The organism is Bordetella genomosp. 7 (assembly GCF_002261265.1).
Taxonomy (GTDB): domain Bacteria; phylum Pseudomonadota; class Gammaproteobacteria; order Burkholderiales; family Burkholderiaceae_B; genus Bordetella_A.
In genome coordinates this window covers 332831-356522 of the sequence record NZ_NEVK01000003.1, presented here as the reverse complement: position 1 = coordinate 356522, position 23692 = coordinate 332831, and the positions used below count along the sequence as shown (strand labels likewise).

The following is a 23692-nucleotide window of genomic DNA, read 5'->3' as shown; positions in this document are numbered from 1 at the left end:
CGTTCAGTGATCGTGGTTGCTGGCCGCAAAGCCTGCTGCATTCAGTATCGCGATCACTTCTTCGATGTGTTCGGGCCCACGCGTCTGCAGCACGAAATCGACCTCGACATTGCGCGCCGGCAGGGCTGTAAAGGCGCGCTGGTGATGCACTTCGGTGATGTTGGCGTGCGCGTCGGCGATGAGCTTGGTGGCGTGCGCCAGCGCACCCGGCAGATCGCGAAGGTCGACCCGGATACGGGCCAGGCGGCCGGCGCGCACCATGCCGCGTTCGATCAGCTCGCCCAGCATCAGCGGGTCGATGTTGCCGCCCGTGAGCACCAGCGCAATGCGCTTGCCGCGAAAGCGCCCCGCCCCCGCTGCCTGGTCGTGCAACAACGCGGCCAGGCCGGCGGCGCCGGCGCCTTCTACGACGGTTTTTTCGATTTCGAGCAATACGACGATGGCATGCTCGATGTCGGCCTCGCTTACCAGTTCGATACGGTCGACCAGGCGACGCACGATGTCCTGGGTAATGGCGCCGGGTGATTTCACCGCGATGCCTTCGGCGATGGTGTAGTGGCCCGGCGTCATGTCCACGCCATGCATGGCCGCGTACATGGCCGGAAAGCGTTCGGTCTGTACGCCCACGATCTCGATACCGGGCTTGATGGCGCGCGCCGCCGTGGCAATGCCGCTGATCAGGCCGCCGCCGCCGATGGCGATGACCATGGTGTCCAGGTCGGGCTGGTCTTCGAGCATTTCAAGGGCCAGCGTGCCCTGCCCTGCAATGACGGCCTCGTTGTCGTAGGGGTGGATCATGACCAGGCCGCGCTCGTTGGCCAGCTGATAGCCGTGCGCCTTGGCATCATCGAAAGTGTCGCCTTGCAGCACCACGGTGGCGCCGAAGCGCCGTGTATTGGCCACCTTTACCGTGGGCGTGAAGCGCGGCATGACGATGACGGCGGGCACGCCCATGCGCTGCGCATGGTACGCCACGCCCTGCGCATGGTTGCCCGCCGACACCGCGATGACGCCCTGGGCACGCTCCTGCGGGCTGAGCGCCAGCATGCGATTGAGCGCGCCCCGTTCTTTGAAAGACGCGGTGAACTGCAGGTTCTCGAACTTCAGCCACACCTCGGCGCCGAGAATGTCGGACAACGTGCGCGAATGCGTGAACGGCGTTTTGTGCACCTGCCCGTGCAAGCGGGCGCGGGCAGCCTGGATGGCGGCAAGATCGATCACTGTGGGTCCTGTGCGCGGTGGATCTGGGTGCTTATTATGCTACCGCCGCAGGGCCCGGGGCCTACCGTACCGGCAGAAAATTGAAGAACAGCAGCCCTTGCGCATAGTTGATGCCGACGCGGCGCGCGTTTTCGCCGAGCAGGTTGGCGATAAGGTCCAGCCGGCCGATGATGGCGCCGAACTCCCGTTCGAAACTGAGGTTGGTGGCCTCGGCAGACATTTCGTTGGCCAGCAGCAGCGGCTGCCCGCCGGCATCGCGGCGCGAGGCCAGCAGCCAGGCGGCGGCCTCGACATTGCGGGCGGCGTTGTAGATGTGCTGCGCGTTGAGCACGTCGGACACGTACATGCGCGTCTTGCCGTCATGTGCGGCGATCAGGGTGTCGGCCAGCCCATAGATGAATGCCGCGACACGGTCGCGCGGATAGGCCGGGTCCAGCGACACAGCCAGGATCTGGATGTCGCGCAGCCCCTGCAGGCCGGGCGGCGGGGTGCGCTGGGTGATCCAGCCCTTTACGCGCGCCACCGCGGCGGCGTGGTCGGGCATGCCGGCCTTCTGCCATTCGCGCGGGTTGCGGCGGTACAGCTTGTCGAGCAGACTGTACAGACTGTTGAGGTTGTCGCGGATTTCGAGCGTGACCGTGCGGTTGAAGTCGGTTTGCGCGAACTGGTCCATCGACATGTCTTCGCTTCTGGGCCCCACCGCAGGGGGCTGGGATACACAGCCCGCCGCCAGGCTCAGCAGCACGCCGCCCGCCAGGGCTCGTAAGGCCAGCCGTACTTGCCTCATGCGTGGTTCAACCCTGTGCCGGTCAACGCGGTCTCCGTGGCGATGGCCAGCGGCATGCCGGCGCGTCAAGAATGTACCGTAGATAAACAAAAACGGCACCTTTCGGTGCCGCCTTGTACTTCAAGAAACGCAAAGTTTATTCAGATTGCGGTTCTGCTTGCGCGGGGGCGTCAGTGCCGCCGCCCTGTTGCTGCTCGATGCCGCCAATGGCCTTGACGGACAGGCGCAGGCGGCCCTTGTCGTCGGCTTCGATGACCTTGACGCGGACTTGCTGGCCGACCTTGAGCACATCGTTGATGTTGGCGATGCGGTAGTTGGCGATTTCGGAAATGTGCAGCAGGCCGTCGCGGCCGGGCAGCACTTGCACAATGGCGCCAAAGTCCAGCAGGCGCAGCACCGAGCCGTCGTAGACCTGGCCCACTTCGACGTCGGCGGTAAGCTCGACGATGCGACGCTGGGCTTCCTTGGCCTGGGCCTCGTCCACGCTCGCGATGACGATGGTGCCGTCATCGGAGATGTCGATCTGGGTGCCGGTTTCTTCGGTCAGGGCACGAATGGTGGCCCCGCCCTTGCCGATCACGTCACGGATCTTCTCGGGGTTGATCTTGATGGTGAGCATGCGCGGCGCAAACGCCGAGAGCTCGCCACGCGAACCGTCGAGGGCTTCGCGCATCTTTTCCAGGATATGCAGGCGGCCGTCGCGGGCCTGGGCCAGCGCCACTTGCATGATTTCCTTGGTGATGCCCTGGATCTTGATGTCCATTTGCAGCGCGGTGATGCCGTTGCGGGTGCCGGCCACCTTGAAGTCCATGTCGCCCAGGTGATCTTCGTCGCCCAGAATGTCGGTCAGGACGGCGAACTTGCCATCGTCGAGGATCAGGCCCATGGCCACGCCGGCCACGTGATCCTGCAGGGGCACGCCGGCGTCCATCATGGCGAGCGAACCGCCGCACACCGACGCCATGGACGACGAACCGTTGGATTCGGTGATCTCGGAAACCAGGCGGATGGTGTACTGGAATTCGTCGTGCGGGGGCAGCAGCGACACCAGGGCGCGCTTGGCCAGGCGGCCGTGGCCGATTTCACGACGCTTGGGCACGCCGATGCGGCCGGTTTCGCCGGTGGCGAAGGGCGGCATGTTGTAGTGCAACATGAAGCGGTCACGGTATTCGCCCATGAGCGCGTCGATGATCTGCTCGTCTTGCTTGGTGCCCAGCGTGGCCACGACCAGCGCCTGCGTTTCGCCGCGGGTGAACAGCGCGCTGCCGTGCGCGCGGGGCAGTACGCCCAGGCGGACGCTGATGGGACGCACCGTGCGGGTGTCGCGGCCGTCGATGCGCGGTTCGCCGTTCAGGATCTGGCTGCGCACGATGCGGGCTTCCAGGTCGAACAGGATGTTGTCGACCGTGACCGCGTCGGGAGCGTCCTGGCCGGCAGCGGCGGCCTGCTCGGCCAGCTTGGCATGCACGTCGGCGTAGACTTCGCGCAGTTGACCGGTGCGGGCCTGCTTCTCGCGCACCTGGTACACAGCGGCCAGGCGCTCTTGCGCGGCGGCCGTCACGGCGGCGATCAGGGCTTCGTTCTTGGCTTCGGGCTGCCAGTCCCATTCGGGCTTGCCGGCTTCGCGCACCAGTTCATGGATGGCATTGATGGCGGCCTGCATTTGCTCGTGGCCGTAGACCACGCCACCCAGCATGACTTCTTCAGAAAGCTGCTTGGCTTCGGACTCGACCATGAGCACGGCGTTTTCGGTGCCGGCCACGACCAGATCCATTTCGGACGACTTCAGCTGCGCGGCGGTGGGGTTGAGCACGTACTGGCCATCGATATACCCCACGCGGGCGGCGCCGATGGGGCCATTGAACGGGATGCCCGAGATGGCCAGCGCGGCCGAGGCGCCGATCATGGCGGGGATATCGGGGTCGATGTCCGGGTTGACCGACACGGTGTGCAGAACCACCTGGACTTCGTTGTAGAAACCTTCAGGAAACAGCGGACGAAGCGGCCGGTCGATCAGGCGCGAGGTCAGCGTTTCTTTTTCGGACGGCTTGCCTTCGCGCTTGAAGAACCCGCCGGGGATACGGCCCGCGGCATAGGTTTTTTCGATGTAGTCGACGGTAAGCGGGAAGAAGGTCTGGCCGGGCTTGGCCTTCTTGGCGGCAACGACGGTGGCCAGCACCACGGTGTCTTCGATCGACACCAGCACGGCACCCGAGGCCTGGCGGGCGATCTCGCCCGTTTCCAGTACGACCGTGTGCTGGCCGTATTGGAAGGTTTTTGTCACTTTATTGAACATGACGAGGATTCCTTACAAATGAAAAACCGTGGCCGACGCGACAGATGTCGCACCGGCCACGGTTGCGTCATGGGGAGCCTGCCCCGTCGATCACTTGCGCAGACCGAGTTTTTCGATCAGTGCGCGGTACGAATCGGGATTGCGGCCCTTGAGGTAGTCGAGCAGTTTGCGACGACGGCTGACCATGCGCAGCAGACCGCGGCGCGAATGGTGGTCCTTCATGTGGGTCTTGAAGTGACCGGTCAGTTCGTTGATACGGGCGGTGAGCAGTGCCACCTGAACTTCGGGGGAACCGGTATCGCCTTGGGCGCGTTGAAACTGCGCGACGATGTCGGCTTTTTTGATGTCAGCTACGGACATGTATGACCTCTTTGACTTGCGGCAGGGCCGAGGCGCCCAGCCGTGGTTTTGAAAAACGGCAAAAACCGTGATGCTTGGGTACTGCTTTTGCTACATTGAGTGTCGCGGCGGCCGCCTTGCAAGGCGGCATGGATACCGGACAACATATTGAATTTGCCCGGCCATGGGTATAGCCGGGCAAATCAGACAGCGATTATAACTGATTCAATAGAATGGCCCTACTGACCCGCCACCCCGTCCGGCCCCTGGGCCGGCCTACCGGAGAACCGGCATGATTTCTGACCTGACCGGCCTGGCCGGGCGCGCCTTGGCCATTGCCGCCACCGCCGCCCTGGCCGCCTGCGCAAACCCCACCCAGGTGCCCCCCGGCTCGCCCCTTGCCAGCGTGACGTCGCAGCTGGGCCAGCCCAATTTCGCCTGCCCGATGGCCGACGGCGGCCAGCGGGTGATCTGGACCCAGCAGCCTTACGGCCAATACGCCTGGGGCGCGAATGTGGGGCCGGACGGCCGTATCGACCAGGTTCGGCCCATTCTTACCGACGCGCATTTCAAGTTGCTGGCCACGGGCACCTGGACGGCCGATCAAGTGCGCTGCGAATTCGGACCGCCCGCCGAAATCGACCAGGTCGGCTTGCCCAGCGTGCGCGAGGTGGTGTGGTCGTACCGCTACAAGCAGTCGGGGGTGTGGAATTCGCTGATGTTCGTGTACATGGGCCGCGACGGCCAGCAGGTGACGCGTTTTCATCCCGGCCCCGACCCCATGTTCGAGGCAGACCGCCGCTGGTGGTAGCGGCGGCGAACGGGGTCAGGGACGGCGGTCCTGGTGTTGGCGCCGGGCGCGGGCGCGGTTCCAGCGCCAGGCCGTGATTACCCACCCCGACAGGCCATACAGCACGAACAGCCCGAACAGCACGACCGGGGGATCGCTGGACACGAAGACAAACACGGCCACCACCAGCAAGATTCCCCAGAACGGCACGCTGCGGCCCAGGGCAAAGCTCTTGCCGCTGAAGAACGTTGCATTGGACACCATGGTGACGCCGGCGTACATCGTCAGGCAGAAAGCCACCCAGGCCATGACGTTGTGCTCGATGGGCAGCTTGTTGTCGATGGCCAGCCAGACGAAACCCGCCACCAGCGCGGCGGCCGCGGGGCTGGGCAAGCCCTGGAAGTAGCGCTTGTCGACCACGCCGATGTTGGTGTTGAACCGCGCCAGGCGCAGCGCCGCACCGGATACGTAGACGAAGGCGGCAAGCCACCCCCAGCGCCCCAGGTCGTTCAGTATCCATTCGTACATGACCAGGGCCGGCGCGACGCCGAACGAGGTCATGTCGGACAGGGAATCATATTGCTCGCCGAAAGCCGACTGGGTGTTGGTCAGGCGCGCCACGCGTCCATCCATGCCATCGAGCACCAGCGCCACGAAGATGGCAATGGCGGCCACTTCGAAGCGGTCGTTCATGGCCTGCACGACGGCGTAGAACCCGGCAAACAGGGCCGCGGTGGTAAACGCGTTGGGCAACAGATAGATACTGCGGTGGCGATTCTCGGAATCGCGCATGGAGAAATTGGGCATAGTCACTGAATAAGGCGACGGATAACCGGAAGGTTAACTCATCCGTAGCGGCTTGCGGCGTTCGGGGAAGGTCGCGGGACGGCTATCCGGGCGGCTTCCATGGGCATGGCGCGCCATTTTGGCATAAAGAGAAAAGGCATCCCGAGGGATGCCTTGGCGCGCAAGTCGGGGCTTAGGCACTGTGCCCCGCTGGGCGGGTGTCGGGCACCGTAATCGGGGAATGCCTTGCCGCGCCGGAGAGGTGTCTGACACCCTGCGGGAGTCAGACACCGTCGCGACGGCTTGCCTGGCTGGGAAGGTGCCTGAGTCCCTGACCGCGAAGGTGTCTGACACCCTTCGGGAGTCAGGCACCGTCGGGACGGCTTGCCTGGCTGGGAAGGTGTCTGACTCCCGAAGGGTGTCAGACACCATAGGTGGGACGATCAGTTCTTGGACTTGTCCACCAGCTTGTTGGCGGCGATCCAGGGCATCATGGCGCGCAGCTTGGAGCCGACCTGTTCGATCTGGGATTCGGCGTTGATGCGGCGGCGCGACGTCAGCGTGGGAGCGCCGGCGGCGTTTTCCAGGATGAACTTCTTGGCGTATTCGCCGGTCTGGATGGCGACCAGGGCTTCGCGCATGGCTTGGCGGGTCTGCTCGGTGACGATCTTGGGGCCGGTCTCGTATTCGCCGAATTCGGCGTTGTTCGAGATCGAGTAGTTCATGTTGGCGATGCCGCCTTCATAGATCAGGTCGACGATCAGCTTGAGCTCGTGCAGGCACTCGAAGTACGCCATTTCGGGCGCATAGCCGGCCTCGACCAGCGTGTCGAAACCCGCCTTGATCAGTTCGACCGTACCGCCGCACAGCACGGCCTGTTCGCCGAACAGGTCGGTTTCGGTTTCTTCGCGGAAATTGGTTTCGATGATGCCGGCACGGCCGCCGCCGTTGGCGCTGGCGTACGACAGGGCCACATCGCGGGCCGAGCCGGACTTGTCCTGGTAGACCGCCACCAGGTGGGGCACGCCGCCGCCCTGCGAGTAGGTGGAACGCACCGTGTGGCCGGGAGCCTTGGGGGCGATCATGATGACGTCGATGTCGTCGCGCGGCACGACCTGGCCGTAGTGCACGTTAAAGCCATGGGCAAAGGCCAGCGCAGCGCCCGCCTTGATGTTGGCATGCACTTCGTTGCGATACACCGCCGCGATGTTCTCGTCGGGCAGCAGCATCATCACCACGTCGGCGATCTTGACCGCTTCGGCGACTTCTTTCACTTCGAGGCCGGCATTGGCGGCCTTGTTCCACGAGGCGCCGTCCTTGCGCAGGCCCACCACGACCTTCACGCCCGAATCATGCAGGTTCAGCGCGTGGGCATGGCCTTGCGAGCCGTAGCCGATGATGGCAACGGTTTTGCCCTTGACCAGGGAAAGGTCGCAGTCTTTGTCGTAGAAAACTTTCATGTCGTGTGCTCCGGATTTATACGATTTCTGGATAGTTCAGGATGGATGCAAGGCCCGCAGGCCTCAGAGTTTCAGGATCCGTTCGCCGCGCCCGATGCCGGACACGCCGGTGCGCACGGTTTCCAGGATGGCGCTGCGGTCCAGTGCGTCGATGAACGCCTGGATTTTTTCCTGCACGCCGGTCAGTTCGATGGTGTAAGACTTATCGGTGACGTCGATGATGCGGCCGCGGAAAATATCGGCCATGCGCTTCATTTCCTCGCGTTCCTTGCCGACGGCGCGCACCTTGATAAGCATGAGCTCGCGCTCGATGTGCGAACCTTCGGTCAGGTCGACCACCTTCACCACGTCCACCAGGCGGTTAAGGTGCTTGGTGATCTGTTCGATGACGTCGTCGGAGCCCACCGTGACCACGGTAAGGCGCGACAAGGTGGCGTCTTCAGTGGGCGCCACGGTGAGGGTTTCGATGTTGTAGCCACGAGCCGAAAACAAACCCACCACGCGCGACAGCGCGCCGGGTTCGTTTTCCATGAGCACGGAAATCACATGTTTCATGGTCGCCTCCTTACAGGTCTTCTGAGCCGAGCAGCATCTCGGTCAGCCCGCGGCCGGCCTTCACCATGGGCCACACGTTCTCGGTGCGGTCGGTGATGAAGTCCAGGAAGACGAGGCGGTCCTTGTGCTTCTTGAATGCTTCGCGCAGCGCCGGCTCGACATCTGCCGGCCGTTCAATGCGCAGCCCCACGTGTCCGTAGGCTTCGGCCACCTTCACGAAATCGGGCAGCGAATCCATGTACGACTCGGAATAGCGCGACCCGTAGTCGATCTGCTGCCATTGCCGCACCATGCCCAGGAACCGGTTGTTCAGGCAGACGATCTTGGGCGTCAGGTGGTACTGCTGGCACGTGGAGAGTTCCTGGATGTTCATCTGGATGGACGCCTCGCCCGTGATGACGGCGATGTCGGCGCCAGGATTGGCCATCTGCACGCCCATGGCGTACGGCAACCCCACCCCCATCGTGCCCAGGCCACCGGAATTGATCCAGCGGCGCGGCTTGTCGAACTTGTAGTACTGCGCGGCCCACATCTGGTGTTGACCGACATCCGACGTCACAAAGGCGTCGCCGCCGGTGACTTCCCAGAGCTTCTCGACGACGTACTGCGGCTTGATGACTTCGTCGGAGTTGGCGTACTTCAGGCATTCCTTGCCCCGCCAGACCTCGATCTGCTGCCACCACTTTTCGAGCGAAGGCGGGGCCTTGACCTCGGCGCGCGCGGCGTCGTACTGCGCACTGAACTCGGCCAGCACGTCCTTGACGTTGCCGACGATGGGCACGTCGACGCGCACGCGCTTGGAAATCGAAGAAGGATCGATATCGATATGGACGATCTTGCGGGCGTTCTGCGCAAAGTGGCGCGGGTTGCCGATGACGCGGTCGTCAAAGCGCGCGCCCACCGCCAGCAGCACGTCGCAGTGCTGCATGGCCATGTTGGCTTCGTAGGTGCCGTGCATGCCCGGCATGCCGACGAACTGGCGGCTTGTGCCCGGCATGCCGCCCAGCCCCATGAGCGTGGTGGTGCACGGCGCGCCCAGCTGCTCGACCACGCGTTGCAGTTCGGCAGCGGCATCGGACAGGATGACCCCGCCGCCGGCGTAAATCATGGGCCGCTCGGCGGCCAGCAGCATCTGCACGGCCTTTTTGATCTGGCCCTGGTGACCCTTGGTGACCGGCGCGTACGAACGCATGCTGATCTCGCCCTTGGGCGGCACATACTTGCAGGGTTGCAGCGTGATGTCTTTGGGAATGTCGACCAGCACCGGGCCGGGCCGCCCCGTGCGGGCGATATAGAACGCCCTGCGCATGGTCTCGGCCAGGTCTTTGACGTCGCGCACCAGGAAGTTGTGCTTGACGCACGGACGGGTGATGCCCACCGTGTCGCATTCCTGGAACGCGTCTTCGCCTATGGCCGCAGTGGGCACCTGCCCGCTGATGATGACCATGGGAATCGAATCCATGTAGGCCGTGGCAATGCCGGTGACGGCATTGGTGACGCCCGGACCGCTGGTGACGATGCACACGCCCACCTTTTGCGATGCGCGCGAGTACGCATCGGCGGCGTGCACGGCGGCCTGCTCGTGACGAACCAGAATGTGCTTGAACTTGTCTTGCTTGAAAATCGCGTCGTAGATGTACAGCACCGCGCCGCCGGGATAGCCGAAAACGTGCTCGACGCCTTCTTCGGCCAGGCAGCGCACGACGATATCGGCGCCTATGGTTTCCATGTTGTATTCCTTTCAGTACCGGCTCTGTTTTCCTGACCGTCGCCCGCCCGGATATGGCGGCGACTGAACCCGGACCGGAACCGGCAACATGATCCGGCGCTTTGAGACTCACGGAGCCTCGCCACCCGGACACCCTGCCGACCCGGCACGCGTTCGTCGGGAACGCAGCGCAAACGCCCCTGGGGGACGCTGGAGGTCGAAATGGAAGCCTTGGCAACACACGCTTGTGGCGCGGCCAAACGGCAGTTATTACTGGCGCGCAGCACCCGGAATGTAGCCCGGGCAGCCCGTTGGCCTGATCGCCGGCTTCGGATAGACACACCGGCGCAAGAAAGCGACTTTACCGCGTTGCGGCATCGGTAGCAAATCGACACGCCGCCCCCGCCGGGCGACCGATCCGGCCCCCAAAACCGTCGCATCTTTCTATACTTGGGCCGTCATCCCTTTCATCGGCCGCTACATGGACCTGCGCATCGCCGCCATTCCCCGCTTTCTGTACAGCCACTACTTCTTTGGCGGGGTGCGGCAAGGGGTGGGCATGCTGCTGCCGGTCATGGTGCTGGGCGGGGTGTTCGGCCAATACAGCATCGGCCTGGTGGCCACCTTCGGCGCGCAATGCCTGGCCATCATCGACCAGCCCGGGGGGCCGCAGCAGCATCGCACCAACGAGATGCTGGGCGGCGCGGCGCTGGCCACCGCCGCGGTCACGATCACCGGGGCCGCCTCGACCTATCCCCTGCTGCTGTGGCTGCTGGTCATTGCCCAGTGCTTCCTGTTTTCGATGTTCTCGGTGTTCGGCAAGCGGGGCGGGCTGATCGGCTTTGCCGGGCTGTTGATCATGACGCTGACCATGCACAGCCCGCTGACGCCCGACCAGGTGCTGGCGCATTCCGCCGCCACCCTGGGCGGCGCGCTGTTCTATCTTCTGTTCAGCGTGGGTTTCAGCCGGCTGCTCTGGTTGCGCGAGGAACGCCAGGCCATGTCGGTGGCCCTGTTCGCCACAGCCGACTACATGGCCGCGCGCAGCCGATTCTATGACGAGGCCACCGACCTGGACGACATCTACCCGGCCCTGATCCGGTCGCAGTCCGTGATGACCGAGAAGCACCAGGCTGCCAGGGACATCGTGTTGCGGCGCCTGCCGCGCGGACACGGCTACCGCGATGCCGAGAAGGTGATGCTGTGGAACCTGTTCGTCGACATGCTGCAGCTGCTGGACACGCTGGTGGCCACCCACACCGACTACGCCACATTGCGGCGCGGCCTTGCCGGCCACGACTGCCTGATATTCATGCGCGACGCGCTGGCCAAAATGGCGATAGAGCTCAACCGCATTGCGCTGGATGTGTCGCGCGGCAAGCACAGCAACCCACGCAGCAGCACGAAGGCCGAACTGCGCGCGATCGAATACGAAATCGAGCAGTTCCGCGCGCAGGGCATGGCCGAGCGAGATCCCGAAATGCTGGCCCTGATCGTGCAGGTGCTGCGCCGCCTGCGCAACGCGGCGCGCATCGTGGGCAAGCTGGCGGCCCATACCGAAGCGCGTCCGGATGCCGAACCCACCAGCGCCGTGCGCATCAATAAATCGCTGACGCAGTTCATGTCGCGCCAGGAGCTGCGCCTGGGCATGCTGACCAGCAACCTGCGGCTGGATTCGCCCTACTTTCGCTACGCGGTGCGCGTGGCGCTGGCCGGGGCCATCGCCATGGCGATGATAGGCGGCTGGGTGGCTCCGCAGCTGACGGCCGCGCACAGCTACTGGGTGCTGCTGACCATCATCATCATCATGAAGCCGGGTTTCGCCCTGACGCGCCAGCGCAACGGATTCCGGCTGGTGGGCACCTTGATCGGTTGCATGCTGGCGCTGGCGCTGTTCCGCGTGACGAACCGGCCCGAAGTGTTGTTCGTAGTGCTGCTGGCGGCATGCATCATGGGCAACAGCCTGGTGCAGTTGAATTACATGGCCAGCGCCATATTCAATACATTGTTCGTGGTTCTGGTGTTCCACTTCGTGGCGACCGGCACGGTATCCATGGAAGTGATAGGCGAGCGGGCGCTCGACACCGCGCTGGGCTGCGCCATTGCCCTGGTATGCAGCTATGTGCTGCCCTGGTGGGAAGCGCGCTACATGAAGCCGCTGGCGCGCGCGGCCACCAACGCCAACCGCGAATACCTGCGCACGGGCCTGGAGTATGTGCGCGCCATGCAGGCGTCGGCCAGCGGCGAGACGCCGGCCGACGATATGCCCTCGGCCGAAGAAGCCGACATCGCCTGGCGCCTGGCGCGCAAGAACGTTCATATCGCCTTCAGCAATTTTGCCGAAGCCTTCTATCGCATGATCAGCGAGCCGCGCTCTCACCAGAGCAATGTGCCCGAGTTCAACAATCTGCTGATCCAGAACCACATCATGGCTTCGCAGATCACTGCGGCCGTGCCCCTGCTGGCCAATCTGAAAGACACGCCGCCGCCCATGCGCAAGGCCCTGGTCGATATCGTGGACATGCTGGACGACCGCCGGCCGGCGCCGACGAACCTGCCCGCGCAATTCGATACCGAAGGCGACCTGGCGGCGCTGGCCTACCCGCTGAAGCAGATGTTGCGGGCCTCGACGCAGATACGGCAGGAACTGGCCGCGGTGGCCGACCCGCCTCAGCGCCGCCCGGTGGCGACGGCCGCCTGAGCGGCGCGTTTGCGCGTGCTAGCGCGCCGCGGCGCCCGCGCGCCCGGGCCAGAAATACCAGGCCGCGGCCGCCACCTGCAGGACCAGCACCACGCCCCAGGCCGCCAGGTGGGCGGCGGGCGGATAGCTGCCCGCGGTACGCGGCCACAGATCGACGATCCAGCCCATGCCCACCTGGCACAGGAAGATGGTGATGAACATCAGCAGATTGGTCGTCGAGGCGACACGGCCCAGCAGTTCGCGCGGGAACTCGCCCGCCAGCAGCGCGTAGACCAGGATGTTGGCCGAGCCGAACGCGCCGTAGCTGGCCCACAGCACGCCCAGCGGTATGGGCGCCTGCATCATGATCAGGGTCTGCGTCAGCAGGAAAAGCACCATACAGGCGCCCCCGAACCCGTATAGCCCCAGCCCCATGCGCTCGAGGCGGCGCGCCAGAGCGCCCAGCCCGACATTGCCCGCCATCATCGCGATGCCAAGCAACGACACCAACCCCGCCGCATAGGCGGCATCCAGGCCGTTGACATCATGCAGATAGGGGCGCGCCCACAGGGATTGCACGCCATAGAAGGCCCCGCCCGTCATCACCGGCAGGGACACCAGCCGCCAGAAGCGCGCGTCGCAAAGCAATGCCCATGTGCCGCGCCACTGCTCGGCGAGCGTCGGCACGGGGCGATGACGCGCGCTTTCGCGCGGCGCGCCGCACCAGATCAGCGCCGCCACGGCCACCGTGAAAAACGCCAGCGCCACGCTGACGGCCTGCCAGGAACTGCGCGCCAGCACCCATGACAGCGGCGAGCCGACCAGCACCCCGCCAAGTCCGCCCACGGCCATGACCAGCCCGTTGACCAACGGCAGGCGCGCCAGCGGGAAGTTCTGCGCCAGCGCCTGGAAGGCCGCGCCCAGGCAGACAGCTACGCCGGCGCCGATCAGCAGGCGCCCCAGCATCAACCCCGGCAAGCCGTCGGCGTACCCGTACACCAACGTGCCCAGCGCCGCGAGCAACAGCATCAGCGCGTTGACGCGCCTTGGACCCCAAGTGTCGAGCAGCAGCCCGCCCGGGATCTGCATCAGCGCAAACCCCAGGAAATACAGGCTGGTCAGCGTGCCCAGGTCGCCCGCCGATAGATTGAACTCCTGCGTCAGATAGGGGCCGAACCCAATATTGACGCCCCGGAACAAGTACGAAACCAGGTATCCCAGCGAAAACACCAGAAAGACGCGCAGCCCTGCGGACATGGCGCGCGCCTAGACCTTGCGCCGGAACACCAGCTTGTCGGGGCTCGAAGCCGACGGATCGTACGCGTAGCCTTCGCTGTCGAACTTCTGCAAGCCTTCGGGTTTGCCTACCTTGTGTTCAATGGCGTAGCGGGCCATCAGCCCACGGGCGCGCTTGGCGTGAAAGCTGATCACCTTCCAGGCGCCGTTCTTCCAGTCCTGGAACACGCATTGCACCACGCGCGCCTTCAGCACTTTCAGGTCCACGGCCTTGAAATATTCTTCGGACGCCAGGTTGACGACGACAGGCGTTTTCTGCCCCGCCAGGCGTTCGTTCAGGTAATCGGCGATGGCGCTACCCCAGTATTCGTACAGGTTCTTGCCTTTGGGGGTGGCGAGCCGCGTGCCCATTTCCAGGCGATACGGCTGCATCAGGTCCAGCGGGCGCAGCACGCCATACAGGCCGCTGAGAATGGCCACGTGTTCCTGCGCCCATTCGAGCCGGGCCGGGGACAGCGTGGCGGCCTGCAGGCCTTCGTAGACGTCGCCGTTGAAGGCCAGCACGGCCTGCCGGGCGTTGTGCTGCGTGAACTTGCGCGACCAGGCGGCGTAACGCGCCACGTTCAGCTCGGCCAGCGCCGGGCTCAGGCTCATCAATCCGGCCACTTCGTCCGCCGACAAGGCCTTCAGCACCTTGATCAGGGCCGCGGCCTGGTCAACAAACAGAGGCTGGGTGTGCTGCTCGATATGAACAGGGGTGTCGTAATCCAGTTTCTTGGCAGGGGAAAGCAAGAACAACATATTCGGGGGGTTCCTTGGTTAGTCTTGTGTCTGTTGCGCAACGCGCCGATCAGCGTGCCGTCCAGCCGCCGTCCACCGAGATGGTCGTTCCGGTTACTTGCGCGGCGGCGTCCGACGCCAGGTATACGGCCGTGCCGCCCAGTTGTTCGGGCGTGACGAATTGCAGCGACGGCTGTTTTTCGCCGAGCAGCTCGCGGGCGGCCGCGTCCTGGTCGATGTGGTGTTGTTCGGCCAGCGCGGTGATCTGTTTTTCGACCAGGGCGGTGCGCACCCATCCCGGGCAAATTGCGTTGGCGGTAATACCCGTGCCTGCGGTTTCCAGCGCGGTGACCTTGGTCAGCCCCACCACGCCGTGCTTGGCGGCAACATAGGCCGACTTGTTCGCGGAACCGACCAGACCGTGCGCCGACGCGATATTGATGATGCGCCCCCAGCCCTGCTTCTTCATGTGGGGCAAGGCGGCGGCGGTGCCGTGGAACACGGCCGACAGATTGAGCGCCAGAATGGCGTCCCACTTCTCGGCTGGAAATTCTTCGATCGGCGCAGTGTGCTGGATGCCGGCATTGTTGACCAGGATATCGATGCGCCCCAGCGATTGCACGGCGTTCTCGACCAGCTGCCGCACCGCGTCGCCGCGCGACAGGTCGGCGCCGTCGTACAACACTTGCACACCATGCCGGCTGGCAAGGTCGGCGCGCAGCTTTTCGATCTGGGCGGCATCGCCAAAACCGTTCAGGACGACATTGGCGCCCTGCTGGGCGAATGCGGCGGCGATCCCCAGCCCGATACCGCTGGTGGAACCGGTGACCAGTGCGACTTTTCCTTTGAGCATGCAATTCTCCTGTCTGGATCGGGCCGCGCCCGGGTGGGAAGGCCGGGCTCAAGTTTAGCCGCGCGCGATCCGCATCCACCCGCGAGGCCCCACCCCCGGCGCGGGCTTGGCAGACACCCCCACCGCCGACAAGGCGGCCGCTCCTTGCCGAACATCAATCGGAAATTTTCTGATATAGTTGCGGTCTTCGTTTTTTCGGAAGCGAAGGTCCGGACGTCTGCCAGACGACCACGGCGCCCAGCGCCGCAGGCGGCGTCCCACCGGGCTTGCCCGGCACGGAAATCGGACACCGGAGAGGTGGCAGAGTGGTCGAATGTACCTGACTCGAAATCAGGCGTACGGTAACCCCGTACCGTGGGTTCGAATCCCACCCTCTCCGCCAGTTGGATGTCCCAAGGCGTCCAGCGAAACCAGAAGACCCGCATCAGCTAAGGCTTTGCGGGTTTTTTGTTGTTTGGGCGGATACACGATGGGCGCCTGACCAAGAACATCTGCCTGGAGACGCGGACACGCTTGGCGGCTTCGCATCGGCTGCCAGGCAGCTGCGGCAAGGCCTGAAAATTGCTGACGCGCTGTTGTCGCACTGTATTCCGTAATAATTGCAGGCAACGATCGGCGCGCGCGCCCTTCGCGATGGCGTGCGCGCCGCGGGATGACCATGAGCCCCAGACACAAGAAAATCCTGCTGATTGCTATGGCTTGCCTGCTGACGCTGCTGGCGGCGGGCGCGTTGGCCATGCACCTGGCAGCGCGCGTGGTCGAGGCGCGCATCCTGGATTTCATGGGAACTACCGGGCGGGCGGCCGACATCGACGTCGGGCTGAAAGAGGTGGTATTGCACGATGTGGTGCTGGGCGCGCCGGAAGGCTGGCCCGCCGAGCAGACGCTGCGCGCCCGCCGCATCGTGTGTACGCCGGACTGGCGCAGCCTGGTGTCGCGGCGCCTGGTACTGGATACGCTGGTGGTCGAAGACTATTACATGTCGGTGCGCCGCTCGCGGGACGGACTGGAAATATTGCCCACCCTGACCGCGCGCGCCCGCGAAAAACGCCAGGAAAGCGCGGCCGAAGGCAAGGACCCATCCGAGCAATGGCAAACCGAAATCGGCAAAGCCACATTGCGCAATGGCGAAGTGGATTATTACGACGCCATTGTGTCAAAGCCTGCCCACAAGGTGTCATTGAACCAGATGCAGGCGCAGATCGGCCCGCTGTATTTTCCCAAGCGCGATGAGCGCACGTTGCTGCAAGTAACCGGCCGCGTGCCGGCCAGGACGCATACCGGCACGGTGGAGGTCGATGGCTGGCTGGCCGCGGCCAGCCGGGATGCCGACGTGCGCAACCGCCTGGCCGGCGTGGCCGTGCCGGCGTTGGCACCCTACTTGTACAAGGGCTCGGGCGCCACGATGACAGGCGGCACGGTTGATCTGGACATGCGCACGCGCATCCAGAAGCGCCAATTGAATGCCGCCGGCCATCTTGAACTGCACGGCCTGAAATTCGGCGGCAAGGGCGATACGCTGGCGTCGCTGCCGCGCAAGGCGGTGCTCGCCGCACTGGAGGACCGCAATGGCGAGGTCGCGTTCGACTTTACGCTGACGGGCAATCTGGACGATCCGAAGTTTTCGCTGGATGACAACATCTCGATGCGCCTGATGGGCGGGCTGGCCAAGGCCATCGGCGTCAGCGCCAAGGGTGTCGCCGAAGGTGTGGGGGGCGCGGTGCAGGAACTTGGCAACGCCCTGTCGAACCTGGTGGAGCAGAAGTAGCCGAGGTTCGGGCCAGCGGCGCCGACCCAACGCCGGCGAGCGCCTAGGGAAGCCAGGCGGCCGAAAGCGCACCCAGCACGGCGCATCCGGCAACTACCAACCACGCCGGCAACCGCCATGCCGCCAATGCCATCACGGCCAGCAGGGCCAGGACATAATCCGTCGGGCGCAGTATCGCGCTGGTCCATACGGGGTGGTACAGCGCTGCCGCCAACAGACCCACCACCGCCGCATTGATTCCCGCCAGCGCGGCGCGCACGCCGGCGCCATGCCGCACGCGTTCCCAGTACGGCAGGGCTCCGGCCACCAGCAGGAACGACGGAAGAAAAATAGCCGCCAGGCACAGCGCGGCGCCCGCCCAGCCCGACGGCTGGCCCGGCAGCGAAGCGCCGATAAACGCGGCGAACGTGAATAGCGGCCCCGGCACGGCCTGGGCGGCGCCGTAGCCGGCCAGGAACACGTCGTTATCCACCCAGCCGGGCGGCACAACTTCCGCCTGCAGCAATGGCAGCACGACGTGCCCGCCGCCGAATACCAGCGATCCTGCGCGATAGAAGGCATCGGCAAGCGCCAGCACATGGTCCGGATGCAATGCTGCCGCCATCGGCAGGCCGACGAGCAAGACAGCGAATACAAGCAGCCACCCGGCGCCGGCGCGACGCCCGATGGGGACAGGCAGTGCCTGTGTGCCAGGCGGGCCGGACGGGGCCAGCCACAGGCGGCCGACCAGGCCCGCGACCGCCAGTATGGCCACCTGGACCCAGGCGTACGGCAGCAGCGTGGCCGCCCAGGCTGCCGCGACCATGATGCCGATGGTGCGCCCCGTGGTGCAGAGCGAGCGGGCCATGTTCCATACGGCCTGCGCCACGACGGCGACTGCGGCCACTTTCAACCCGTGCAGCAGGCCCGGCGGCAGGGCCTGCCCCAAATGCGAGACTCCCAGGGCAAACAACACCAGCAGTACGGCTGAAGGCAAGGTGAATCCGGCCCAGGCGGCCAGCGCGCCGCGGTATCCGGCGCGTGACAGGCCCAGGGCCATGCCTACCTGGCTGCTGGCCGGCCCGGGCAGGAACTGGCATAGCGCCACGAGGTCCGCATAGGCGCTTTCGCCCAGCCAGCGCCGGCGCGCCACGAATTCGGCATGGAAATAACCCAGGTGGGCCACCGGCCCGCCGAATGACGTAAGGCCCAGGCGCAGAAAAACCAGGAACACCGCCCAGGCGGAGTCGCGCATTGCGGTGGCGGACATAGATATCGTGGATTGGCCGGAACGCCGCCATGCTAACCGAACTGACATGACCGCCGCATGTCGGCGGGCACACCAGGTGATACGATGACCGCATGCGCCCCGCCCGGCCGCATCGGCCGCCGTCTTTACGCCAGGAGTCCGCTTGTTACTCGAATATCTCAAGTACGTCGGGCTGGGCCTGGTGGCCCTGCTGCCCGTGGCCAACCCGCTGGCCAGCGCCACTTTGCTGCTGGCGCTGAGCCAGGGCTACACCACCGAAGAACGCAATCGTCAGATCGACCGCGCCACCCTCTACGTGGCCGCCATCCTGCTGGTGTGCTTCTACGCCGGCAACGCCATCATGTCCGGGCTGGGCATTTCGATACCCGGCCTGCGCATCGCCGGCGGGCTTATCGTGGCCTACCTGGGCTTTGGCATGCTGTTTCCCGCTACGACTCCGAGCGAAACCGCCGTGCAGCTGGACATGGCGCCCAGCGAACCCGATCTGCAAGTACAGACGCCGCGCGGCCCCATACGCCCCAAGCCGCGCGATATCGCCTTTATTCCGCTTGCAATGCCCGGCACCGCAGGCCCGGGCACGATCGCACTGATCATCAGCGGCACCTCGACGCTGCGCAGCCATGGCGACGGCATGCTGTTTCTGCACCACCTGGCCGCGATCACTGTGGCGATATTGTTGGCGCTGTTGTTCTGGATTTGCCTGCGCAGCGCCGAACGCGTGGTGCATGTGCTGGGTGAATCCGGCATCGATGCCGTGGCGCGCGTGATGGGGTTCTTGCTGGTTTGCCTGGGCGTGCAGTTCGTCATCGATGGCATTTTCGAACTGGTGGGCAGAACACCCCTGGGTTGAAAAGCCGCGGCGACGCGGCTGACGACCGCGCAGCTTACGGCACGGCCGGCGGCTCGATCCAGAAGAAGCGCTCGCCTTGTTGAATCATCTGCGCCACACCCTGGGCGTCCAGGCGGAAATCGGTGCCCATCAGGCTCGCGCCTCCGTCGTCATGGATATGTATGACGGCCAGCGGGTCGTTCGCCATGGTGTACCAGTAATAGCCCGGCTTGAGATCATGGATTTCGTTTTGCATGAAGGCAGTATATCGACAAAGTCCCTCATGAAGTCCCGGATGCGGCGGCCCCGCAACACCGAACCTGGTTCTTGCAGCAAGCCTGGCACGCCCCTTGGTGAGCAGATGTAACCTGGCGGGCCCGCCGCCGACGGCGGGCGCTAATTTCAGCTGATTTCAAGCCTGGCATTGCCCTCTGGGCCGCATGAATGCTGCAACACAGCAATGGGCGGATGCGCCGCGCGGGCGGGTGTTGCGGTTTGTCGCCATTGCAGCCGTCCTGTTCATGAATGTTGCAAGACTATGGCCGACAATGAGACCGTCATTCAACTCGGCTGCTTGCGCAGCAAGGGCAGGTACCCATGAAGAAGTGGTTTATAGCGGGAGTCGGCGCCGCTGGGCTGCTGATGGCAAGCGCGGCGATGGCCCGTGTAGACATCGGTGTGTCGATCGGTATTCCGGGTGTTGTGTACGGCGCACCGGTGTATGTGGCTCCACAGCCGGTATATGTGGCGCCCCCGCCCCCTGTGCACTACCACCCCGTTCCGGTGTATCGCCCCCGGTACGTGCACCCTGTGCCGGTTTACTACGGCGGACACAAGGGCCACCACAAGCACAAGAAACACTGGAAGCACAGCCACAAGGGCCATCATCATCACCACCACAAGCGCTGACCGGGCGCCGTATCGATATCAATGAAAAAGGGCGGCTTTATGCCGCCCTTCTTGCATCCCACCGCGCCGTTTCGCCGGATGCGGCGGGTGGCGCAAGCCGGTTTACCGGCACACGCCGGGTTTTTCCGGCCGAGCGGCGGCCGGCACGGAATCGGGCCTGCGCCGCGGACTGCTGGGCGCCCGCCACCAACCGTTATGCGGACGTGTGAGCAAATTCAGGTTCACCATTGAAACGCACTCCATTAATGCCCTCGAACACCTGCAGGCAATGCTGCTCGGCTTCGGAACGGGTTGCGAACGGCTGCTGGCCGGGTATCGTCCAGCTCTTTTCGGGGGCGTTGCCGCCAACGCGGCGCGTCCAGATTAGCACCTGGTAGCCCTGCGAGCCGTCTTCCACGACATCACATCGGACACGAAAATCACCGATCATCCTTGAACTCATGTCAATCATCTCCCCATCATTGACGAACATCCGGTACACGCATCGGCGCATATTGTGCCCTAAAGATGCGGCCCTTTTTTAGTCACGTACATTTGCTGACATCAAAGACCAAGGATTGACGCCAGCATAATTTGTTAACAAGACCGCAACATTACAACGGCGCGGGCCAGCAATCCACCATCAGTCCCCCAAATAAAAACGGAGCCACGCGGCTCCGTTGGAAGGCGGGCTGCCGGAGTGTCAGGGTTGCAGCACGGTAAGCCCGCCCATATAGGGCTGCAGCACCTTGGGCACCAGGACACTGCCATCGGCCTGTTGGTGGTTTTCGAGCACGGCCACCAGTGCGCGGCCCACCGCCAGGCCCGACCCGTTGAGCGTATGCACGTAATCGGGCTTGCCTTGCGCCCCCCGGAAGCGCGCCTGCATGCGGCGTGCCTGGAAGGTTTCGCAGTTGGATACCGACGAAATCTCGCGCCAGGTGTTCTGTGCCGGCAGCCAGACCTCGAGGTCGTAGGTCTTGGCCGAGCCGAAACCCATGTCGCCCGTGCACAGCAGCACGACCCGGTAAGGCAGTTCGAGCAATTGCAGCACGTGCTCGGCATGGCCCACCATCTCTTCGAGCGTGTCGTACGACGCATCGGGATGGGTGATCTGCACCATTTCGACCTTGTCGAACTGATGCTGCCGTATCATGCCGCGCGTGTCGCGGCCGCCGCTGCCGGCCTCGGAACGGAAGCAAGGCGTATGGGCGGTCAGGCGCAGCGGCAGGTCGGCCTGCGCGATGATGCTGTCGCGGGCCACGCTGGTCAGCGTGATTTCCGAAGTAGAGATCAGGTACTGGTCTTCGCGGGCCAGCACGTTGCCCCGTTCGTCGACTTTGGGCGCGTCGTCGTCGCCGCCCTTGGTGACGAAGAACATGTCGTCCTTGAACTTGGGCAGCTGCCCGGTGCCGAACAGCGTGGAACTGTTGACGATGTAGGGCGTGTAGCACTCGGTATAGCCATGCTGGCCGGTCTGTACGTCCAGCATGAACTGCGCCAGGGCGCGGTGCAGGCGCGCGACCGGGCCGCGCATGAACGAAAAGCGCGCCCCCGACAGCTTTGCAGCGGTGTCGAAATCAAGCCCCAGGGGCTCGCCCAGCGCGACATGGTCTTTGGGGTCGAACGGCAGCGGCGGCGGGTTGCCGTCGGCACCCGGCTGGCCGGGCAGCCAACGGCGCACTTCGACGTTGTCGTCGGCCGACGCGCCGATCGGCACGCTGGCATGCGGCAGATTGGGCACGGCCATCAGCATTTCGTTGAGCGACTGCTGCACCGATGCGAGATCTTCCTCGAGCTGCTTCAGGCGCGCGGGTATGGCCTGGGATTCGGCCATGACGGCGGATGCATCCTGGCCTTGCGCCTTGAGCTGGCCGATCTGCTTGGCCAGCGCATTGCGGCGCGCCTGCAAGGATTCGGTCTCGGTTTGCACGGCCTTGCGGCGCGATTCGAGTTCGTTGAACTGTTCCGTATCGAAGTCGACGCCGCGGGCTTTAAGGCGGCTGACGACGGTTTGCAGGTCTTTGCGCAGCAGGGTGGGATCTAACATGGACGAAGTGTTCAAGTGTGAGTAGAGGCGGCGGGCGCGCGGCTATCGTTTCCGCGCCCGTTCCTGGGCATCGAGTTCGCGCAGGAACGCCAGCTTTTGCTGGATTTTAGCCTCCAGTCCGCGATCGGTAGGCCGATAGAACGTGGCCTTGATGCCATCGGGAAAATACTGCTCGGCGGCTGCGTAGCCATGCGGCTCGTCGTGGGCGTATCGATACGCGCGGCCATGGCCCAATTGTTTCATCAACTTGGTGGGCGCGTTGCGCAAATGCAGGGGCACGGGCGCGCTGCCGTGTTCAGCGGCAAACTTGCGGGCTGAATTGTAGGCGTTATATACAGCATTGGACTTGGCGGCGCACGCCATGTAAACCACAGCCTGTGCCAGCGCCAGCTCGCCTTCGGGCGACCCCAGGCGCTCGTAGATGTCGGCGCCATGGATGGCCAGTTCAGTGGCGCGCGGGTCGGCCAGGCCGATGTCTTCGATCGCCATGCGCACCAGGCGGCGCGCCATGTACTTGGGGTCGGCGCCGCCATCGAGCATGCGCGCGAACCAATACAGCGCCGCGTCCGGGTCGGACCCGCGCACCGCCTTGTGCAGGGCGCTGATCTGGTCATAGAACGCATCGCCGCCCTTGTCGAAGCGGCGCAGGTTCTGCGACAGCGAGGTCTCGAGCCAGCCGGCGTCGACGACGTCGCGGCCGGCGGCCTGCGCGGATTCGGCTACCACTTCGACCGCGCTGATCAGCCGGCGGGCATCGCCGTCGGCCCATGCCGCCAGTTGCTCGCGGGCATCGTCGGTGAAACTGACGGGCGCAGCGTCGTCGCGTCCTTCGTTCAGGGCATGTACCGCGCGACCCACCAGTTGCTGCAGTTCGTCGGCGCTGAGCGACTGCAATACATAGACGCGCGCCCGCGACAGCAACGCCGAGTTGACCTCGAACGAGGGGTTTTCGGTGGTGGCGCCAATGAAGGTGAACAAGCCGCTTTCGACATAAGGAAGAAATGCGTCCTGCTGCGACTTGTTGAAGCGGTGCACCTCGTCGACAAACAGAATGGTGCGGCGGCCCTGGCCTTGCGCCACCTGGGCGGTGGCCACGGCATCACGTATGTCTTTGACACCGCCAAGCACAGCAGAAATGGCGATGAACTGCGCGTCGAACCCATCGGCCATCAGCCTTGCCAGGGTGGTCTTGCCCACGCCAGGGGGGCCCCAGAAGATCATGGAGTGCGGCCGCCCCGACTCGAACGCCACGCGCAGCGGCTTGTCGGGGCCCAACAGGTGTGACTGGCCCACAACATCGGCCAGGGTGCGGGGGCGCAAGCGCTCGGCCAGCGGAACATAGGGCCGGTGCGCGGGATCGGCGGCGAAGAGATCTGGACTCATGCGGTGGATATACAACCGGCCATGCGGTGGTGAC

At 64.6% G+C, this 23692-nt stretch carries 21 protein-coding genes and 1 tRNA gene; 6 read left to right on the top strand and 16 right to left on the bottom strand.

The annotated features are described in order from the left end of the window. Positions 1-3 precede the first annotated feature (3 nt). The 4 genes from CAL19_RS04020 to rpsO form a co-directional block, all read right to left on the bottom strand. Entirely contained in the window at positions 4-1221 is a 1218-nt protein-coding gene (locus CAL19_RS04020; RefSeq protein WP_094796080.1) for a threonine ammonia-lyase, read from the bottom strand. A gap of 61 nt (positions 1222-1282) precedes the next feature. Beyond that, a complete protein-coding gene (locus CAL19_RS04015) occupies positions 1283-2008 on the bottom strand; it encodes a hypothetical protein (RefSeq protein WP_026638402.1) in 726 nt (241 codons plus the stop codon). Positions 2009-2144: 136 nt separating this feature from the next. Next, positions 2145-4304 (bottom strand): polyribonucleotide nucleotidyltransferase, encoded by a 2160-nt coding sequence (gene pnp, locus CAL19_RS04010; RefSeq protein ID WP_026638403.1) that lies wholly within the window; start codon positions 4302-4304, stop codon positions 2145-2147. A 90-nt stretch (positions 4305-4394) separates the two neighbouring features. Further along, positions 4395-4664 carry a 30S ribosomal protein S15 gene (gene rpsO, locus CAL19_RS04005; protein ID WP_026638404.1) on the bottom strand — a complete coding sequence of 90 codons (270 nt, stop codon included), beginning with the start codon at positions 4662-4664 and terminating at the stop codon, positions 4395-4397. Positions 4665-4935: 271 nt separating this feature from the next. Between rpsO and CAL19_RS04000 the strand changes: the two genes are divergently transcribed. Further along, positions 4936-5454, top strand: a complete 519-nt coding sequence (locus CAL19_RS04000; protein WP_026638405.1) for a hypothetical protein — start codon at positions 4936-4938, stop codon at positions 5452-5454. A gap of 15 nt (positions 5455-5469) precedes the next feature. On the opposite strand, the gene pssA is transcribed toward CAL19_RS04000, so the two are convergent. The 4 genes from pssA to CAL19_RS03980 all read right to left on the bottom strand — a co-directional run bounded on the left by pssA (position 5470) and on the right by CAL19_RS03980 (position 9963). Beyond that, positions 5470-6240, bottom strand: a complete 771-nt coding sequence (gene pssA, locus CAL19_RS03995; RefSeq protein WP_026638406.1) for a CDP-diacylglycerol--serine O-phosphatidyltransferase — start codon at positions 6238-6240, stop codon at positions 5470-5472. Positions 6241-6662: 422 nt separating this feature from the next. Further along, positions 6663-7679, bottom strand: a complete 1017-nt coding sequence (ilvC, locus tag CAL19_RS03990) for a ketol-acid reductoisomerase (protein ID WP_026638407.1) — start codon at positions 7677-7679, stop codon at positions 6663-6665. 63 nt (positions 7680-7742) lie between these two features. Next, positions 7743-8234, bottom strand: coding sequence for an acetolactate synthase small subunit (gene ilvN / locus CAL19_RS03985; RefSeq protein ID WP_026638408.1), 492 nt, complete (start codon positions 8232-8234; stop codon positions 7743-7745). A 10-nt stretch (positions 8235-8244) separates the two neighbouring features. Further along, positions 8245-9963 carry an acetolactate synthase 3 catalytic subunit gene (locus CAL19_RS03980; RefSeq protein ID WP_026638409.1) on the bottom strand — a complete coding sequence of 573 codons (1719 nt, stop codon included), beginning with the start codon at positions 9961-9963 and terminating at the stop codon, positions 8245-8247. Between the two features lie 460 nt (positions 9964-10423). Between CAL19_RS03980 and CAL19_RS03975 the strand changes: the two genes are divergently transcribed. Further along, on the top strand, positions 10424-12643 hold the full coding sequence (locus tag CAL19_RS03975) for an FUSC family protein (RefSeq protein ID WP_026638410.1): 2220 nt from the start codon (positions 10424-10426) through the stop codon (positions 12641-12643). A gap of 18 nt (positions 12644-12661) precedes the next feature. Here CAL19_RS03975 and CAL19_RS03970 read toward each other — a convergent pair whose 3' ends face one another. Genes CAL19_RS03970 through CAL19_RS03960 form a run of 3 tightly spaced genes read right to left on the bottom strand, consistent with a single transcriptional unit; the run spans position 12662 to position 15491 of the window. Then, positions 12662-13879, bottom strand: coding sequence for an MFS transporter (locus tag CAL19_RS03970; RefSeq protein WP_094796079.1), 1218 nt, complete (start codon positions 13877-13879; stop codon positions 12662-12664). A gap of 9 nt (positions 13880-13888) precedes the next feature. Further along, positions 13889-14659, bottom strand: coding sequence for a peroxide stress protein YaaA (gene yaaA / locus CAL19_RS03965; protein ID WP_094796078.1), 771 nt, complete (start codon positions 14657-14659; stop codon positions 13889-13891). 49 nt (positions 14660-14708) lie between these two features. Then, the gene (locus CAL19_RS03960; protein WP_094796077.1) at positions 14709-15491 is read right to left on the bottom strand and encodes a 3-hydroxybutyrate dehydrogenase; all 783 of its coding nucleotides are present in this window, start codon (positions 15489-15491) and stop codon (positions 14709-14711) included. Between the two features lie 291 nt (positions 15492-15782). Here CAL19_RS03960 and CAL19_RS03955 point away from each other — a divergent pair. Both CAL19_RS03955 and CAL19_RS03950 read left to right on the top strand, forming a co-directional pair. Next, positions 15783-15873, top strand: a tRNA-Ser gene (locus CAL19_RS03955). A 276-nt stretch (positions 15874-16149) separates the two neighbouring features. Then, positions 16150-17259: a DUF748 domain-containing protein gene (locus CAL19_RS03950; RefSeq protein WP_170941497.1), complete on the top strand. Its 1110-nt coding sequence runs from the start codon at positions 16150-16152 to the stop codon at positions 17257-17259. Positions 17260-17302: 43 nt separating this feature from the next. On the opposite strand, the gene chrA is transcribed toward CAL19_RS03950, so the two are convergent. Continuing rightward, positions 17303-18508 carry a chromate efflux transporter gene (gene chrA, locus CAL19_RS03945; RefSeq protein ID WP_094796075.1) on the bottom strand — a complete coding sequence of 402 codons (1206 nt, stop codon included), beginning with the start codon at positions 18506-18508 and terminating at the stop codon, positions 17303-17305. Between the two features lie 142 nt (positions 18509-18650). Here chrA and CAL19_RS03940 point away from each other — a divergent pair, with 142 nt between their 5' ends. Further along, on the top strand, positions 18651-19358 hold the full coding sequence (locus CAL19_RS03940) for a MarC family NAAT transporter (RefSeq protein ID WP_026638416.1): 708 nt from the start codon (positions 18651-18653) through the stop codon (positions 19356-19358). A gap of 34 nt (positions 19359-19392) precedes the next feature. On the opposite strand, the gene CAL19_RS03935 is transcribed toward CAL19_RS03940, so the two are convergent. Beyond that, positions 19393-19593: a hypothetical protein gene (locus CAL19_RS03935; RefSeq protein ID WP_038851964.1), complete on the bottom strand. Its 201-nt coding sequence runs from the start codon at positions 19591-19593 to the stop codon at positions 19393-19395. A gap of 341 nt (positions 19594-19934) precedes the next feature. On the opposite strand from CAL19_RS03935, the gene CAL19_RS03930 reads away from it, so the two are divergent. Next, positions 19935-20246 carry a virulence factor gene (locus CAL19_RS03930; RefSeq protein WP_081745614.1) on the top strand — a complete coding sequence of 104 codons (312 nt, stop codon included), beginning with the start codon at positions 19935-19937 and terminating at the stop codon, positions 20244-20246. A gap of 193 nt (positions 20247-20439) precedes the next feature. On the opposite strand, the gene CAL19_RS03925 is transcribed toward CAL19_RS03930, so the two are convergent. The 3 genes from CAL19_RS03925 to CAL19_RS03915 form a co-directional block, all read right to left on the bottom strand. Next, on the bottom strand, positions 20440-20688 hold the full coding sequence (locus tag CAL19_RS03925; RefSeq protein ID WP_026638417.1) for a hypothetical protein: 249 nt from the start codon (positions 20686-20688) through the stop codon (positions 20440-20442). Between the two features lie 240 nt (positions 20689-20928). Further along, a complete protein-coding gene (gene serS, locus CAL19_RS03920) occupies positions 20929-22275 on the bottom strand; it encodes a serine--tRNA ligase (RefSeq protein WP_094796394.1) in 1347 nt (448 codons plus the stop codon). 42 nt (positions 22276-22317) lie between these two features. Continuing rightward, positions 22318-23658 carry a replication-associated recombination protein A gene (locus CAL19_RS03915; RefSeq protein ID WP_094796393.1) on the bottom strand — a complete coding sequence of 447 codons (1341 nt, stop codon included), beginning with the start codon at positions 23656-23658 and terminating at the stop codon, positions 22318-22320. Positions 23659-23692 lie beyond the last annotated feature (34 nt).

Coding starts and splice junctions, on each gene's coding strand:
- CAL19_RS03925 (WP_026638417.1), bottom strand. CDS start 20,688: ATGAGTTCAAGGATGATCGGTGATTTTCGTGTCCGATGTGATGTCGTG.
- CAL19_RS03975 (WP_026638410.1), top strand. CDS start 10,424: ATGGACCTGCGCATCGCCGCCATTCCCCGCTTTCTGTACAGCCACTAC.
- chrA (WP_094796075.1), bottom strand. CDS start 18,508: ATGTCCGCCACCGCAATGCGCGACTCCGCCTGGGCGGTGTTCCTGGTT.
- rpsO (WP_026638404.1), bottom strand. CDS start 4,664: ATGTCCGTAGCTGACATCAAAAAAGCCGACATCGTCGCGCAGTTTCAA.
- yaaA (WP_094796078.1), bottom strand. CDS start 14,659: ATGTTGTTCTTGCTTTCCCCTGCCAAGAAACTGGATTACGACACCCCT.
- pnp (WP_026638403.1), bottom strand. CDS start 4,304: ATGTTCAATAAAGTGACAAAAACCTTCCAATACGGCCAGCACACGGTC.
- CAL19_RS03930 (WP_081745614.1), top strand. CDS start 19,935: ATGAAGAAGTGGTTTATAGCGGGAGTCGGCGCCGCTGGGCTGCTGATG.
- CAL19_RS03935 (WP_038851964.1), bottom strand. CDS start 19,593: ATGCAAAACGAAATCCATGATCTCAAGCCGGGCTATTACTGGTACACC.
- CAL19_RS04015 (WP_026638402.1), bottom strand. CDS start 2,008: ATGAGGCAAGTACGGCTGGCCTTACGAGCCCTGGCGGGCGGCGTGCTG.
- CAL19_RS03970 (WP_094796079.1), bottom strand. CDS start 13,879: ATGTCCGCAGGGCTGCGCGTCTTTCTGGTGTTTTCGCTGGGATACCTG.
- serS (WP_094796394.1), bottom strand. CDS start 22,275: ATGTTAGATCCCACCCTGCTGCGCAAAGACCTGCAAACCGTCGTCAGC.
- ilvN (WP_026638408.1), bottom strand. CDS start 8,234: ATGAAACATGTGATTTCCGTGCTCATGGAAAACGAACCCGGCGCGCTG.
- ilvC (WP_026638407.1), bottom strand. CDS start 7,679: ATGAAAGTTTTCTACGACAAAGACTGCGACCTTTCCCTGGTCAAGGGC.
- CAL19_RS03950 (WP_170941497.1), top strand. CDS start 16,150: ATGAGCCCCAGACACAAGAAAATCCTGCTGATTGCTATGGCTTGCCTG.
- CAL19_RS03980 (WP_026638409.1), bottom strand. CDS start 9,963: ATGGAAACCATAGGCGCCGATATCGTCGTGCGCTGCCTGGCCGAAGAA.
- CAL19_RS03915 (WP_094796393.1), bottom strand. CDS start 23,658: ATGAGTCCAGATCTCTTCGCCGCCGATCCCGCGCACCGGCCCTATGTT.
- CAL19_RS03960 (WP_094796077.1), bottom strand. CDS start 15,491: ATGCTCAAAGGAAAAGTCGCACTGGTCACCGGTTCCACCAGCGGTATC.
- pssA (WP_026638406.1), bottom strand. CDS start 6,240: ATGCCCAATTTCTCCATGCGCGATTCCGAGAATCGCCACCGCAGTATC.
- CAL19_RS04000 (WP_026638405.1), top strand. CDS start 4,936: ATGATTTCTGACCTGACCGGCCTGGCCGGGCGCGCCTTGGCCATTGCC.